The organism is Pseudomonas sp. UMAB-40 (genome assembly GCF_900095275.1).
Lineage (GTDB): Bacteria > Pseudomonadota > Gammaproteobacteria > Pseudomonadales > Pseudomonadaceae > Aquipseudomonas > Aquipseudomonas mandelii_B.
This window is the reverse complement of the sequence record NZ_LT607556.1, coordinates 1-15,692: the sequence shown is the minus strand read 5'-3', so window position 1 is coordinate 15,692 and position 15,692 is coordinate 1. Positions and strand designations below refer to the sequence as shown.

The 15,692-nt window shown below is 43.5% G+C and carries 9 protein-coding genes and 1 pseudogene; 3 read left to right on the top strand and 7 right to left on the bottom strand.

Going from position 1 to position 15,692, the window contains the following annotated elements; all coding sequences use genetic code 11:
- Positions 1 to 144: 144 nt before the first annotated feature.
- Positions 145 to 420: pseudogene (locus tag K0F88_RS09820) on the top strand (ATP-binding protein); the annotation flags it as partial.
- A 106-nt stretch (positions 421 to 526) separates the two neighbouring features.
- On the opposite strand, the gene K0F88_RS09815 reads toward K0F88_RS09820, so the two are convergent.
- The 6 genes from K0F88_RS09815 to K0F88_RS09790 all read right to left on the bottom strand — a co-directional run bounded on the left by K0F88_RS09815 (position 527) and on the right by K0F88_RS09790 (position 11,407).
- Complete coding sequence (locus K0F88_RS09815; protein WP_219094934.1) at positions 527 to 1,909, bottom strand: site-specific integrase; 1,383 nt, start codon at positions 1,907 to 1,909, stop codon at positions 527 to 529.
- On the bottom strand, positions 1,906 to 2,313 hold the full coding sequence (locus K0F88_RS09810) for a hypothetical protein (protein WP_219094933.1): 408 nt from the start codon (positions 2,311 to 2,313) through the stop codon (positions 1,906 to 1,908). The genes K0F88_RS09815 and K0F88_RS09810 overlap by 4 nt, the downstream gene beginning before the upstream one ends.
- A 74-nt stretch (positions 2,314 to 2,387) precedes the next feature.
- On the bottom strand, positions 2,388 to 4,601 hold the full coding sequence (locus K0F88_RS09805) for a hypothetical protein (protein ID WP_219094932.1): 2,214 nt from the start codon (positions 4,599 to 4,601) through the stop codon (positions 2,388 to 2,390).
- Positions 4,594 to 6,894 carry a hypothetical protein gene (locus tag K0F88_RS09800; RefSeq protein ID WP_219094931.1) on the bottom strand — a complete coding sequence of 767 codons (2,301 nt, stop codon included), beginning with the start codon at positions 6,892 to 6,894 and terminating at the stop codon, positions 4,594 to 4,596. Before K0F88_RS09800 ends, K0F88_RS09805 begins: the two co-directional genes overlap by 8 nt.
- Positions 6,895 to 7,491: 597 nt before the next feature.
- Entirely contained in the window at positions 7,492 to 9,267 is a 1,776-nt protein-coding gene (locus tag K0F88_RS09795; RefSeq protein ID WP_219094930.1) for a UvrD-helicase domain-containing protein, read from the bottom strand.
- Between the two features lies 1 nt (position 9,268).
- A complete protein-coding gene (locus K0F88_RS09790; RefSeq protein ID WP_219094929.1) occupies positions 9,269 to 11,407 on the bottom strand; it encodes an ATP-dependent endonuclease in 2,139 nt (712 codons plus the stop codon).
- Between the two features lie 236 nt (positions 11,408 to 11,643).
- On the opposite strand from K0F88_RS09790, the gene K0F88_RS09785 reads away from it, so the two are divergent.
- The gene (locus K0F88_RS09785) at positions 11,644 to 12,687 is read left to right on the top strand and encodes a restriction endonuclease (protein ID WP_257605215.1); all 1,044 of its coding nucleotides are present in this window, start codon (positions 11,644 to 11,646) and stop codon (positions 12,685 to 12,687) included.
- Positions 12,688 to 12,957: 270 nt separating this feature from the next.
- Entirely contained in the window at positions 12,958 to 14,724 is a 1,767-nt protein-coding gene (locus K0F88_RS09780) for a retron Ec67 family RNA-directed DNA polymerase/endonuclease (protein WP_219094928.1), read from the top strand.
- Between the two features lie 294 nt (positions 14,725 to 15,018).
- Here the strand turns inward: K0F88_RS09780 and K0F88_RS09775 are convergent, their stop codons facing one another.
- Positions 15,019 to 15,669 (bottom strand): hypothetical protein, encoded by a 651-nt coding sequence (locus tag K0F88_RS09775; protein ID WP_219094927.1) that lies wholly within the window; start codon positions 15,667 to 15,669, stop codon positions 15,019 to 15,021.
- Positions 15,670 to 15,692 lie beyond the last annotated feature (23 nt).

Genomic DNA, 15,692 nt, shown 5'->3' with positions numbered 1-15,692 from the left:
CAAGATATATTTTGAACTGAGCGACAGACGGCTTCCAGTTATCCTTCCGGCTTGGGCGGCACGAGCGATACAGGCTGCGCCGACGCCGTTCCTTGAATGGTTCCAATTCGTCCGGCGTGAACACCTCGGTGTTTTGTAACTTTGCATAACCTGCTGTTTAGCGGACCGCCCGGGACTGGTAAAACGCTGTTGGCGAGCCGTTTGCCGGGTTTGCTTCCACCGCTCGCCGAAAACGAGGCGCTGGAAGTCGCCGCCATTCAATCCGTCACCAGTTGCGTGCCCTTGAGTCACTGGCCGCAACGACCATTCCGCCAGCCCCATCACTCGGCTTCCGGTCCTGCATTGGTGGGTGGCGGATCGAAGCCGCAACCCGGCGAAATCACCCTCGCCCATCATGGCGTGCTGTTTCTCGACGAACTGCAACTTTCCCTATTTGCTACGGAATGTCATAAATACAAGTCCATGATAATCAATAGCTTGAGATACAAATATGGAGTGAAGTTACTGACAACACGCTAATTGGGCGTTAGATTGGCGTAGGACCAATCTCCGAACGACTGACCTCCAGGACCTGTCTTGCAAGATAGGCATATTCGACGTCGTTTAGCTCGCCTGCCGTGAGGCGTGCCTCCAAGTCATCCAGCGCTGCTGCGCAATCATCTATGGCCATCCGTACTCTCACCTCTTCGTAGGCCTTGGGCACATCGGCAAGCTCTCTGTAAGCAAGATCGATATATGTCGTCAGCGACTTGACAGATCTATGTCCAACCCACTCTCGCAGTTCTTTTAAAAGGCTAGCGTCATTAATTAGCATCTGGGTAAAAGAATCGGCGCTGGCAGCTCTATACTGCACCGCTAGCATCTTCACAACCTCTGTTACAAAATGGTGCCGAAAGAGATGAGCATGACAAGGATCGCTAATATTAAGGCTACGTCTAAGTTCGTTGATCTCGGTGGTGATATAGTCAATAGCAAGAGGCTCTCCGCTATTCACACTTACAAAAAGAAAATCATGCTGATCAATCATTTTATAACTATGCATGATGGTGAGTCGACAGGTCTCAATATAATCAATCCATGAACTTAACACTACTTTACTAACCGGCACATATCTATACTTCCTAACACCTTTAACACTAGGTATCTTAAGCAACGGCCTTTTGAACGGGGAGTTGAAGGCATCATATATATCTGTTGTTAAAATTCGAGCAGCTTCGGCTCTTCTGCAACCCAACTTTTCCAAAACAGAAATCAATGTCAATTTCCTCCTTTGAAGAAGGTAACTTTTATCCCCCTGCGTATCCGGCCAAAGCTCTCGTATGCCTACTTTAAGTCGTTTTATTACAGCATCTCCTATAGGCAAACGCGGATCTCCGGACTCCTCAACTGGAATACAAGGGTGTGTCCAGATCATGTATTTGCTTCCATCTCTTGCGGATATTTCTTTCTTAGAAGCTTTTATGCACCAGGGTATGTTGCGAGCGTGTTTAGCATGCAAGTATTCTAATAAATCCAACGTTCTTCGAAGAATTCTCGCCACATGATTAGAACTACGCTTTGAACGCCCAGTCATAGGGTCAACTTCAGCCTCTAAATAATTTTTAAAAGCCACAAAGCGCCGATCACTCAAACCAGCCATTCTTAATTTATTAGAGTGGCAATATCGAATGATGTGTGTCAATTCCTTAGCATAGGTTGTAAACGTGCCACCTTTATTTAATAGGGAAAGTCGACCCGACTTGTTGACGAATAAATTAAGCAAGAAGCTGTTTACTGGTAGGCATGGTGCGAGGTCAGGCCACCGAGCAAAAGGAAAGCAGGGAACTGTAATGTATTTAACTTTATCGTCGATAGTTAATACAGGAATCTTAACATTGTCATTTATCAAAATAAGTTGTCGGCAATTCATATTCCAAATCTCAACGTGACTTCTCCTATTTCGCGCTCAACAATTTTTTGCTTGACACCCTCCGACCCCGCCATTCGAACAGCAAGATCTATCAGCTCATCTAATGCGATAACCAACCTGCTGTTCTCCTGATGGGCTAAATGTAACTGCACCTTCAAATCTTGAACGCGCTCAATTAGCTCCGATTTAGAGTTTCTACCTGGCGCCTTTCGCGCTCTTGAAACCTCAACTGCTCGCATGCGCAGTTCATTGAGCCGTTTATATCCGCCATCGATGCACTGATCAGCCACTAATTTTTGAGCGTTGAGGGAACATCCAAATATTCCCCTGTCCGAATGAGAAAATTTAGCTACGCTAGATTGGGTAGAAAGACTATTTATAAATTCATCAGACTTTTCATCCAATTCACCGCTAATAAACAGTAGAAGGTACGAATACAAGGCCTCTACGGAAATATGGAGTCGCGCTGGCCTAGCCATTATTTATTAACCCTCAGACAAAGTTCAACCCGAGTTCTCGCCATGCCATCCCCAGCATCGAAGCTTATAAATTCGGGATAGATGTCCACAGTTTTTGCCGCTAGGAGATTACCAATGATATTCGAAGCTTTTGCACTTGAACAAAAGTCTTCAAAGGTTGGGACTGTATTTACTAATCCATGGTTGACGGAATAACCAATATCTCGCTCAATATCTGAGACGGTTTTAAAATGAAGGTGCATGGTCTCAAATTTTTCATGCAATATGCTTAATAGCTGGTCCAAGCCACGGACGCTTCTGTCATCCTCCCGAATGGCATCCATTACCCTCTCATGTTTAGCATCTAGGAGCATGGATCCAGGAATCTCTTCCAATATATATCGGTATAGCATCTCCGGATCCGTATGCCCTAGAAACATAGAAAGAGTATCAAGTCCATCCCGCCCATTTATCCAGAAAAACACTTGGGCCCAGAATCTCCTTAGCTGATGCTGCCGAATATAATAACGCCGTTGAATGCCGCACTCATCAGTGACAGTGTCAACTTCAAGGAAATCGTGCATTTGATCTAGACTTTCGTTATGCCTAGTGGAGGATAAAGCAGTAAAGCTAACGGAAAAAGCGTTTGCGACTTGAAAAAGCTGCCTGTCAGTTTCAATACGTAATAGCTTTGCGTCTTTGAGGCTGCGCTTGAATTCTTTATGATCCCATAAAATTTTAGCTACAATTAGAGGTATCGCTCTTCTAACTCTTTCGCGCTTATCTCCGGCCCCCGACTTCATCAAATCGAAAACCATATAGTAGTGAGTTCCTACACTGCTAGGCAAATATGGGTTGATATTAGGTTCTAGACAATTATCATCTCTAAGGCTAATAAGTTCGCCCTGGCGACGCGCCATTATCATGCCTACAACGTATGACGAGACCCCTACTAGGACGTTGTACAGTTCACAAAGGCACGGTGACTCTCTAAATTGATTGTAATCAAAAGGAAGACCGAGGGTGTTTTTTTGTGTCCACCCTGACAATCGCAGTGACTTCGCGAATGTATGTAAGCTGACCCGGTTATCCATGATCACTCGATCAAACTGTTTAGGTGCATTTGAAGCGCACGATCTAATGGCGGTAAAAATCTCATTTGAGGACTTCAAATAAAACTCAATTGCTTTCCTTAATGTTCCGAGAAGAACGGGCGCTGGAACAGACCGGTATCTTCCATCTCGGCTTTTTTCCGTAAAATCCAAGAATTCAATATCCGGTATTTTCGATAACGCAACATCTAACGACATACCGGAATCGCATATTTCAGCGTTTATGACTCCAATCATTGAAATAACATCGGAGTATTTCGATTCAGCAACCCTACTAAACCCCTCCTCGAAAGATCTCCGAACAGAGACACCCAAACACTCTCTAGAATAACTATCTTCAAGTACCAACTCAGGAATTACAAATGGTGAGATTGAATGACCATGTAACGTACCAGCATAGGTTTTTGAAATAAAACTGGAAGCATGAAAAAACAATCTACCCTCTTTACGCTTGTAATATCCCGCGCTGTATAGCCAAGCCCGCGCACGGAGAAGTTCCTCTTTCTTTAGACCAAGCGCCCAATCCTCTTCTGGGATTAAAGTACCTAACAGTGGTTGAGCACTTAGAACATTTGCGTAGTCAACATCACTCAAACATGAGACGTTGAGCAACAACCACTCTTTTAACTTTCCGGTATATTCATACGCCCCATCCCAAATTTTCATGGTTGAAACTGCTGCTAGAAATTTTTGTATGTGGCGTTTTGAAATTAATGCAAAGTGGCTAGTCGCTATTTCGAAATTCAGTCCGTTAATAAGCAGCCAATCTATAAAACTTAAAGTACGCAGCACTTTATAATATAGCGTGGCTCCAACTAACGGCTGGCCGCCATTGAATCTTGGCAACAACTGACAGGCGATTAGGCCTTTAAATATTTGAAGCAAGTCAATATTCTCATCGCTTGTTAATAAGCTGCCGTTATAAATGAGAACCCTAAAGTCAATTACTTTGTTAGGCACAGCCGAATTTTCAGAGAACCTAAGCTTCCAAATAAGGCCCTCATAAGATGTTCCATCGATAAAGAGATGATCAATAGCCGATGTGCAAAACCGCCGAGCGAGTAAATGAGGTAGCTCATCGATAAATAATGGGGTCGGGCTAATATTAGGTGCTCTACGCATACGGCAGCTCCTTTTTTAGACGGTGTATCAAATCTGGGTCCGCTTCGCTGTTGCGTATGACAGCTAGAGCTGCGGGCGTAATAGGCAGCTCAGGATGCTCATTAGCTTCATTTTTTACGGCAGCAATGAAGTTAGCTGTCCCATGCCATAGTTTGAGATGTTTTGGGACAGGCTGATGTGCTCTAACGACACTGTCTAAAGCCACTCCAATAGACAGTAAAACAGTGCATACTTCGGCTGAGAACGGGAGGTAGATCTTTTCCGAACTTAGCGTTTTAATCGCGTCGCTGTAACCAACTCCATACCCCTTAATAATTACCGACGGCAAAGGCTTCCATTGATGATTGGTTAAGAAGCGATCAATATCTGCAACATCCGTAAAGGATACTGCCTCGTGCAAATAATCACTGTCTTTCATCGCCTCAAATATCATCCCTTCAATAAATATTCTTACCCACCTATCAACCATGAACTCGCTAAATCTTTTTGGGACATATCGATCCATCTGCGATTGAGTAAATTCCTCATGACCAAGTGCTTGAGATGCTTTCCTTAAGCTCCGAGTCTTGAGAAAAATTTGAATAGCACGACTAGTTCTTAATTCGCGAAGGCTTAGCCTTTCAAATAGCTCGATTAAATGTTCCGAATCATTAGCGGACTCAACAGAATTCATAATCGTTGTGGTTATTGACGAATTATCATATCTAGTTGTGGAAGGTTTACTCAGCGTATGTCGCTTTGGTTTTTTAAAACCACTCTGCCCTCCGATAAGAAGATAGCGGTAATCTTGGTTGTCCGCGGCCTTCAGATGTAACCTAGCTTCACGGGTTAACATCAGTATTTCGACAAACAATTTTCGTGATCGCTTATTGAGCGTTATAGCCTGGATTGCTCTTCCGCTACCTTTTCGTGGTTTTTTCCCTACAGCTACCCAAAGTTTTTTTACTCTACGGATCCCGCTTCGAATACCGTGCTTGTTGTACAACGTGAACCCTTCGAACCACGAGGGAGTTATAGCGGGATGCTCGTGAACTAGTAAAAGAAGAAAAGGCATTAGAGTTGTAGTTGTCAACAACCCTAATTCCTCAACCCACCAACGCCTTTGATTACCAAACAAAACTTTGAGTTGCCCCTCTGTCAACATGAAAGCGTTTTCGTCCCAAGCCGCACATCTGGAAGAGAACAAATTGTAGTCAGCAACTCCTGCTAATTCAGGAAAACGCCGCTCTACGTCTTCAGACACAATAGGCTGCCCGCTTTTATAAGATCTAGCGAGAAATCTTCTACGCTTCAGCCTTTGCATTGTTAGAGCGCGCGCCTGTTCGGACCAACGCACGACCCAATCTATATCAGTTTCAATTCTATCCAATACAAGCTCGGCCGCTTCTTCATCCTTAATAGCAATAGAGATTTCGGTTAGGCCTGCAAAAAGCTTGTCCGGATGGCCATCCGCCCTAGGTTCATCTGCGCGGGCCTTATAAAAACTTCTCGGCAGGGGAGAACTTGACTGTGCAATAATCCCATCGTGTATGAAGATCTGCTCTACTATTCTCATACAGCAGTTCCAAGTTACGGAAAAGACTTTTACATTTCCTCCCTCGTGCTCCACTTGCTTCCGCTCTAATACATGGTAGTGTTCAAAAAACCTACTTACGTGTTCAGAGTTCTTTAAAAGCCTGAAATCTTGATCTCCCTTCAGAGTTCGACAGAAGAGTTCTAAGACGCGATTCACACGACTAAGCTCTGTGATAGCGGAATTTCTAGGAAACCTACCTAGATATACAGATATCGATTCGAACACATCATCAGTAATTTCAGGGAATTTCTGTCTAAAATTAATTAGGTTTATAAATATTGGTTTCCCGTTGCGAACACTGACAAAGTCTCCATGATAAGCTTTTAGTTTCCTTACGCTTTTTCTAAGCCCTCTGTACTGCCTTACACCTTCTTGCATATATTGCGTTTCGCACAACGTACTGACGTCTGTACTCAAAACTCGATTAAATCTGGTCTTTAAAAGACGCTCCACTCTATTGAATAACGTGTAGCGATTTTGATCGATAGCACTTGTCTCTACAACTAAAAATCCATAGTACCGTTGCAGAAGTAAATTCAATTTATCATCAGGCAGTTCGAGACATCGTTGATCAGTTATATCCAGGTAGCAGTTAAAGACATTAATTGCTGTGCCATATTTTTTACGCTCGTCATTACCGTCGTTCTGGCACGAATCTAGGATAATACTTGCATCAGGCAAAAGAGGAAAATAGCCGGCCACCTTAGGTACAATCATCTCGACCCCCGTAAAAGTTCAGCGCAAAACCTATATGCCGGAACCAGGGAGCGCAATACCGAAGTTATGATGGCAATGTAGCGCGTTGAAAAACGCCTCGATCATTAATTTTTAATTATATATACGAGGGCAGTTCTAACTCATTGATTTACGGGGAATGACAATAACATTGACATTATATGTCAATCACTTAAACATTTTTGATAGCCAAAACCTATTTAAACGGGCTTACCGAATAGTAAAATTTCATTACGAAATTACCAATCCTCGCTCGAACTCTCCGATGCAATCGGCAATCTACGCGTTGAAAGTGAGTAGAATTGCACTCAGAGCACCCAGCAACTGCCCACTTAGTAGTTTCAATGACGGGGTCGGTTTTTTAAAATAGGCGTAGGCAGTAGCATTGGGAAGCTGGACGGAGCATTAATTCGAGTAGGAAAGCGGACAATTTTTTTGATGACTTACTTGGTGGTAAAATTAAAACTACGACTGCTTATTGATTAGAATGCGCCGGCTCAAGCGTTCAGTTTAACGCTGTACCATTCAGGATGGATGAGTTATCCAAACTTTATAATTATTAAGTCGGCTTCCCCAATGCTAAAATGGCTTAGAGTAGTCGTATTTGTAGTTCTTCAGTATAGTCGTCGGAGGGTTTCTTCTCCCCGCTTCCGAAATAAGGAAAATATTCTTCCGCGCCCTAGACAATACAACATAGAGCAATTTTTTAGCACTTTGTAGTTGCTCCGGGTCTTTATAATGAGGAACTGTCCCCTGTAATAGAGAATATGCGATGACGTTATCGAACTCAGCTCCTTTAACCCCATGTATTGTAGAGATCGTTATACCGGTACGCGGCCGGAATACTCGCCTAAAACTTTCTATTCCCTCTAGCAATTCATTTCCTTCTTTCTTGGCTCTTTCTATTTTTCGATTGGCATGATCAAAAAACGAATCGTAGTGACTTTTCAGACCGGGGAAGTGTTCTATCTTCACATTTAACATTCGCAAGAACTCGTCGAAAAAAACTTTCAGAAATGTCATACCTTTAGTTTCTCCCACTTGAATTTGATTCATCTCTTTTAACAGTTGGCCTTTAGATAGGATGCACTTGATTCCTTCGTTACTCAGTGCACTTAAAATTTCCGCAGACCAGCGGAGACGCCTTATGTACATTTCAGGTGCAGGCTCCGATAAACAGATTTTACTCAGCTTGTACCAAAAATTATCTAATTCTCGACCAAATGGAACCATTCCTGGGCCATCAAAATCGCATCCAGGAAGACGACTCATTAACCGACGCGTCAACGGAGCAAGCGATTGCCACTGGGGACCTATAACACATATCTGACTCTGGTCAATCTTCAGATCGTTCATACTATAGTTAATAAGCCTTACAATCTCATCCTCTACGCTTCTTGCATGAACTGTCATATTGTAAGTAATAATGCTTGGGTAATCCCTTGAGCTAGACGAAGGAATAACTTCCGCTTCACTTAGACTGAAATTAGCAAAATAATTAACAATTTTGGTAGATGAACGATAGTTCCGTGATAGCGAAAGCTCTGCAACATTGAGTCTAGACAGTTCGCGAAATTGTTGCAGCTCTATCGGGTAGCCGCCCAAAGTTTTAAAAATCGCTTGATTAGGATCCCCCACAATAAAAGCCTTGGTTCGACCTTCGCTCGCCTTGAAAATTGCACATACTATTTGATATTGTATTTCTTTAGTGTCCTGATACTCATCTATAAGTATGTATTTGAATAAGTTTGCAAGGTTAGTAGCTATCGCTGGATGTTGCTTCAGTAATTTGCTCGCGAAGTATAATATTAGTTCAAAATCTATTTTACGTGCTTCTTTTAAAGCTCGAAAATAAATTTTCAGTGCCGCAAGTATATTTTCATGCTTGTTTTTTTCGCCGCTAAGTGGAGTCGGCTTGTCATCTTTAAAAAAATAACCACAGTCGAAAGAATTGATAGTCGGCCCGCCAAGATCTCCGCAAATTTCGTCAAGCATTGCGTCGGCATCAGGCTGGTTGATTATACTGAAGCCGGATTGCAATCGAGGCACATATATTGCGTACGGCCTAAGAATCCACTCCATGCAAAAAGAGTGAATAGTTCCTATCCATAGTTGTTCTGTGTTTAATCCAAAACTTTCGACACGTTCCAGAATTTCATCTGCCGCTCTGTGTGTATACGTTATAGCGACGATAAATTCCCTATGCGTTGTCAGCTTTTTCAGTTCACTCGCAATTTTGTATGTGAGAGTTCTCGTTTTGCCACTGCCTGGACATGCCGTCAGAAATACACTACCGGGATAATCTATTGCATTTATCTGCTCGTCATTCAGCCCAGCCAGTTCTAACATATCCATTTTATACTCCTACTATTTTTTGTATGACATGATCCTCGGGAAAGATCAATTCAAGGGCATTCATGACGTTCTCATAGTCTATGATATTATCTTCTAAAGCTCGTATCTGTTCCTCTGCCTCAGAAACCGCCATCGCATAATCTTCAAAATATGCAAAATGTTTCAAGGTTTTGATTCTGTATTTGATAATTCGAAGACGCAAACTGTCTGATATTTCCGGCTGAGCATTAAATACTGCGTTTAGAATGTAGTTTGGAATTGTTGAGCAAGGCCCTACTTTTTCCGCAAGTTGAATGGCAAACCAGCCCTTTCCAGCATTTGTGGCCATAGTTAGCACTCGCTTTCCATAGGCCGCTATTTCACCTGAATTAATCTCTTTTTTAGCTAAAATCTTTGTTGATTCATCTTCGTACACAGTATCAACTACATCCGCTACCTCTTCCTCGTTTCCACACTTGACGAAATCTACTTCAAAGGTGTGATCTGCGTAGTGAACGCTCATGTATCTATTACCGCGACAAAAATTGTCCAATCGGACTTTGCGCGACAACCCTGCTTTTTCAGAAGCGGCCATTTTACGTTTATACTTAATCATCGCAGGTTTATCACCTACTAGTGGTTCCGTTTCTGCGATTGCCGCATCCAAATCAGTTATAATGCTGCAATATCGTTTAATTCGGGTTTTATGAAATACGCAGGCAACATTTTCAAACCCAGTACTTCGAATATTGATAAGGCTAACTCCCAATTCGTCAAGGCTAATGCCAAGTACTTCTTTCACAAGCGCGGGGATCATTATTTCTTCAGCATCTCCCTCGATTAACATCACACCCTTGGCAAACAGGAGACTACTCCTTGTCGCATCTAGATATCGCTGTAAATGACGAATTTCTGATACGCTCAAACCCGTAGCTGGTTGATAAGATTCGCAGCGTAAACCTTTCCGAGCTAGGACGTTCACTTTCTCTACGTTACTAGCTTCTGAAATATGGGTCGAATGCGTAGAATAAATGATCTGGGTATTGTCGAATTTGATGTTTCCAAAAAGTGTTTTTTGGATATGTGTGTGGATATGAGCTTCCGGCTCTTCTATTATGAGAAAGTTGGCGACTGTCTCTCGTTGCTTCTGATACTTAAATTCGAGAAGCTTCAGTGTCAAGTAAATTAAATTTGCGCCACCAAGGCTTAACTCTGAAATATCCCCCGCATAATTCTCGTCATTTTCCCCAACAAAAAGCTTTAGTGATTGGAAAAGTTTGTCCGCCTCGCTAGGTAAATCTGATTTTATATGTAGGCCCGCCGGTGAATAAGCCTCGCCAGCAGTTTCGGCTATCGTATCAAGTATATCGAAGCGGACCTCCTGAACGTCTGAAAGCACCTCGATATCATTATTAAGCGCCTTTACCTTGTCCGTAATTGGTCGATACCTTTCATGATCAATTTCTTCGCTTTTACGTTTTAAAAGATTCAGCAGTGGATTCTGCCTATTCCCAGAAAAATCTGAAACTACATCTCTTAGTGCCTTAATGAACGTAAAAGAAACTTCCCTTGCCACTGAAAGTTGATTTGGTATAGGCGACCCCACGAGGTGAGACGTTACTGCTGGAAATTTTACTGCCTTAAAGTCACCAACTACGGTCCGGTAAATCTCCGGATCTTTGAAGTCAGCAACGCTTCGCCCCGTGAAATACGGTTCGTAGTCACTTATAGTGATTTGTTCCTGTAGATTCTTTAAACCTTCAACGTCTCCAAACTCTAATTGTGAGAGAGGGGCACGCGTGGACTGATTTGGACGAAATATTAGATTATATGTCGCCCTTCCAACTCTACTCCCATCAATCGTTGCACCCCGATGTAGGAATAGCGATTGCACTGCTTCATTATGATCTATCTCATCGAACTCTAGGCTTATTATTATCCAGTGGCCCTTCCAAGACCCTTTCATTCTGAAGAAATCATTTTCGTCTAGTGCATATGCAGATCGATATATATTTGAGTCCAGCAAGAGCCTAATGGCGCGAAAGAGATTACTTTTCCCAGCGCCATTTTCACCAATTATAGTGTTTATTCCTTTTTCAAATAAAAAACTTTCCCTCTCGAAATTTCGATAGTTTACCAAGGTAACTTTTGAGAGATGCATAGGCACATTCCTTTGCGTTTTCGGTAGCGACGATCTACGCCATATTCTCAAACGATATCAGAATGGCATGAGCTGCGCCGTCAAATTGACTAGGGATTCACCGATCAACTTGCCGCTAAGGGAAGGCAATTCGAAACCCCTCCAGCGCTCATCGCTTCCTTTTTTGAGGACTGAGCATGATCCAGCGTATTACGAAGGCCTAAATCGATCTAAAGCGTTCGGTGGTTGTCGGCTAAATGTGGTATATCGGCTACTGCCGCTTCAGCCTCACTCAGCTTGGTCTAGAAACGAAAATGAAATGGAAGAGCAGGAATCTTAGAGAACTCGCCCACATTGTTTGTGGCGATCCAGAGCACTTTCGGTATCGTTCAAGCAGTTACATTACTGAGTTCTTTCAAGACTGTGACCTAGATTACACCCACGACGGTTCGACCCGATGGTCGTGGGTTTCTAGCAGGCTGGAAGAGGTATTGGCTCTACCGCACCCAAGTCCTTCGGTTCCGCCTGATGCTTTCATCCGGATCATCCGCGCAACTCTCGACAAGGGCGACGCACAGGAAGGTGATCCCGACAGGAACAAAGCAATTGCTGCGCTTAATGCTGTGTTGGTGCGGGAAGGTTGGGAAGCTTTCTACGACGAGCACGGCGTCGGCCAGTTGCGCCACAATGCCACAAACACAATTGCGCAGATGGCGAACCCACATCGCCCGCTAAGTCCAGCGGAGGTGGAGCGCCGAGGGCAACTCAACAAGTACCTCGACAACTGCTCCGAAGATGAGCTTATCGAGGAGGTACTGCTGCCGCTGTTCCGTCAGCTTGGCTTCCATCGCATCACGGCGGCGGGTCATAAAGACAAAGCGTTGGAGTATGGCAAGGACGTGTGGATGAAATACACCCTGCCGACCCTCCATGTTCTCTACTTCGGTATACAAGCTAAAAAAGGCAAGCTGGATTCAGCTGGTGTCGGCAAGCCTGGTTCAGCAAACGTCGCCGAGATTCACAATCAGGTTAACATGATGCTCGGGCACGAGATTTTTGATTCGGAATTGAATAGACGAGTGCTGGTTGACCACGCGTTTATCGTCGCAGGTGGTGAGATAACTAAGCAGGCTCGGAACTGGCTAGGAAACAAGCTGGATGCCACGAAGCGTTCTCAGATCATGTTTATGGATAGGCATGACATTCTCAATCTGTTCATCGTCACGAATCTACCTTTGCCAAAGAATGCGCTGCCTCTCCGGAATATAAAAGACCCCTTCGACAGCGACATACCGTTCTGACAATTGAAATTCGATGGCCTGCCATCGCGTCAGCGCTCAGCGCAAAAGATTCTGGAATGTGCAATGTGGCTTGAATGATTCTTTGGTTGCAATGCCTCACTGGAGGTGTGCTACCATCAAGCAAGGCTTATAGATAGATTTTTGGTCGTGTTTCGCGATCTGTGATACCTAATGTCGGAGTACATTGCTCCTACAATTTAGCAAGCTGTTTGGCACTTCAGGGTTACTTGGAGTTTCGCATAAGAGTATCTATAAGCCTACTTAATTTATATGATAAAGCTAAAGCTGCTTCAAAGCGCTAAGTCGCTCCGTGATCTTTCCATTATTCTTGGTTTTCAACCGAAAGCTGTTTCTTTTATAGTATACAAATATTCTAAAGATCGGCTTTATACAAGTTTTACAATTCCAAAAAAATCCGGTTCGATTAGAACAATTCGTGCACCGTGCCCGGAGTTAAAGAACCTCCAAAGCTGTGTTTCGAAATATCTTCAAGACTGCATTGACGAAATTAATGAGTCTAAAAAAATTACTCATACGCTATCGCATGGGTTCAAGCGAGGCTATTCAATAGTCACAAATGCGAGCGTGCACAAAAAGCGACGTCTAGTATTGAATGTTGACTTGGAGGATTTTTTTGGAGCCATTAATTTTGGTCGTGTACGTGGCTTTTTTATCACCAATAAAAATTTTTCATTGCAACCAAGCGTTGCAACTGTGTTGGCGCAGATAATCTGCTACGAGAATAGCATTCCACAGGGCAGCCCTTGCTCTCCGGTAGTCTCTAACCTTATTGGTCATTTGCTCGACATTAAGCTTGCTAAGATAGCATCAGAGATGAAGTGTACTTATTCAAGGTATGCTGATGATCTGACGTTTTCAACGAACAAGCAGCAGTTTCCGTTGGAACTGGTTTCTCCAGGGAATTCTCCCCATGACTGGGTAGTTGGAGAGAGGCTGGAAAGAGTCATTCAGAAATGTGGCTTCCAAGTTAATAGTCGAAAAACTCGCTTGCAGTATCGAGATTCTCGTCAGGACGTGACCGGCTTGGTAGTAAATGAAAAAGTAAACGTACCCGCGCAATACAGGCGACGGGCCAGAGCAATGGCGCACCGACTGTTTGAGTCTGGAAGCTTTCAGGTAGAGAAACTCTCTATTAAAGATGACGGCAGGGCTGTTTCCGAAACAAGAGCAGGAAGTGTGGAGGAGCTTTCTGGGATGTTCAGCCACATCGCAATGGTTTCTCAGTATAACAATGACGTCGCTATTCGGGCGGGCATAAAAGACTTAAGGGGGGAGCTAACATCTATTGAAAAAGTGCATCGGGATCTGATTTTTTACAAAAGCTTTTATGCCAATCCAATGCCGATGATAATATGCGAAGGTAAGACGGATAACGTATATTTAAGGTGCGCAATACGCAGTCTGGCCAAGCAGTATCCTTCACTTGTAACTGTTGAGGCTCCAGATAAAGTCAGACTAAATATTTCATTGTTTAAATATTCTAAGCTTAACTCGCAGCTACTTGGAATTAATGGTGGATCTCCCCATCTCCGAACATTTATTACGGATTTTTCTAAAGCTGCTGCTAAATACAAAAGTAGAAGGTCTCCGTTTCCCGTTATTGTTTTAATTGATAATGACAAGGGCGCGAGAGAGATATTTTCGACCATTAAAGCAACGACGAGGACCACTGAGAAAATTGATGGAAGTATGCCGTACTACCATATTGCTCAAGGTCTTTATGTGGTTCCGACTCCAAAACTGAATGGCGCTTTAGAAAGCAAAATTGAAGATTTTTTTCCGGTGGCAACATTGAGTGAAACCCTAGATGGTAAAAAATTCAAAGCTGAAAATGAGGATTTAAAGGCTGACGAGTATGGTAAGCATTACTTCGCGGAATATGTGATTAAGAAAAAGCAAGGCTCTATCGATTTTTCAGGATTCAAGCCACTACTCGACGTCATCTCTACTATTGTTTCTCAAAATATAGCATTGCAAATGAGCGCTGTGGTCCACCAGGTAGTGGTTAAAAAGTGAATGAAATTTGTAGTAAGTTGTCGTTGCGATGAGGCTACTACAGGTTGTGGGGATAGTGTTTCACGCTGGTGTTATATGTATTATGCCTCTAATTTTATACGTATTATAGGGTTTTTTAGAGTTCGGAGGGCTACATGACTCAAGGCTATGGACCATTGTAATGTTTAGCTAACGTATAGGCGGAGTAGATGGTTAGGCCCACATGGCGTCGATTGAAACTAGGCAATGCTGGCTTTATGTAATGTCCAGGAGGAGAGGACCCTGCCACACGGAGATGAGCCCCCTCTTGACTCCTCAATCGAACAAGCGATTTTTGTGGATAGAATCTCCGTCATAGGTAATCACAAGCGCTTCATGTGGAGCAGCACCATCAGGGAATTTATAGCCGAACTTATCTTTAGGCAGTGGGCGGCCTGCGTGGCATTCGCATATCTGAGAGATGATATTGCGAATATCAGTGCCGGAGGAGCACAGTAAGCTCAAAAGGTCGCTGTCCTCCCATGGTTGAGTGACTATTCCCCGACTTAAAGACGCTGCGTAAGCGTCTTGGTGCCAAACGCAAGCTGACCCAAAAACCGGAAAACTGCGGGGTTGTTCATGAAACTGGTACTCACAATAAAACATCTCCCATATAGCTGCATAGCCGGCATGGGGATGCTGCCTGACCAACTGCGAATGAAAGTGTGACCCTCCAGTAGATTTTTGAACCGAGTCCCATGCATTAACCTGCGTTTTGAGTCTTGGCCATTTCGCTTCGAAGAAAGCTATTTTGAATTCTGTTCGGTTCTCAAAAATGATGCAGGCATCAGCGCCAAATTGCCGCTCTGACTTAGGGTTAAGAACTTGGACTCTGGCAGTTAGCCCAGAGCGGTCTCTGGCATTTATTTCTCTGCGAAAGGCAGCAGTGAAGTTAGAGGTGTGAATCGCCCCTAGTTTCGTAGACACCTCCAAGCCTTAAAATGAGGCCC

What these genes read in the sequence shown, in the direction of transcription:
- K0F88_RS09795 (WP_219094930.1), bottom strand. Translation starts at nt 9,267, where the DNA reads ATGGATATGTTAGAACTGGCTGGGCTGAATGACGAGCAGATAAATGCA.
- K0F88_RS09780 (WP_219094928.1), top strand. Translation starts at nt 12,958, where the DNA reads ATGATAAAGCTAAAGCTGCTTCAAAGCGCTAAGTCGCTCCGTGATCTT.
- K0F88_RS09815 (WP_219094934.1), bottom strand. Translation starts at nt 1,909, where the DNA reads ATGAATTGCCGACAACTTATTTTGATAAATGACAATGTTAAGATTCCT.
- K0F88_RS09790 (WP_219094929.1), bottom strand. Translation starts at nt 11,407, where the DNA reads ATGCATCTCTCAAAAGTTACCTTGGTAAACTATCGAAATTTCGAGAGG.
- K0F88_RS09785 (WP_257605215.1), top strand. Translation starts at nt 11,644, where the DNA reads ATGTGGTATATCGGCTACTGCCGCTTCAGCCTCACTCAGCTTGGTCTA.
- K0F88_RS09805 (WP_219094932.1), bottom strand. Translation starts at nt 4,601, where the DNA reads ATGCGTAGAGCACCTAATATTAGCCCGACCCCATTATTTATCGATGAG.
- K0F88_RS09800 (WP_219094931.1), bottom strand. Translation starts at nt 6,894, where the DNA reads ATGATTGTACCTAAGGTGGCCGGCTATTTTCCTCTTTTGCCTGATGCA.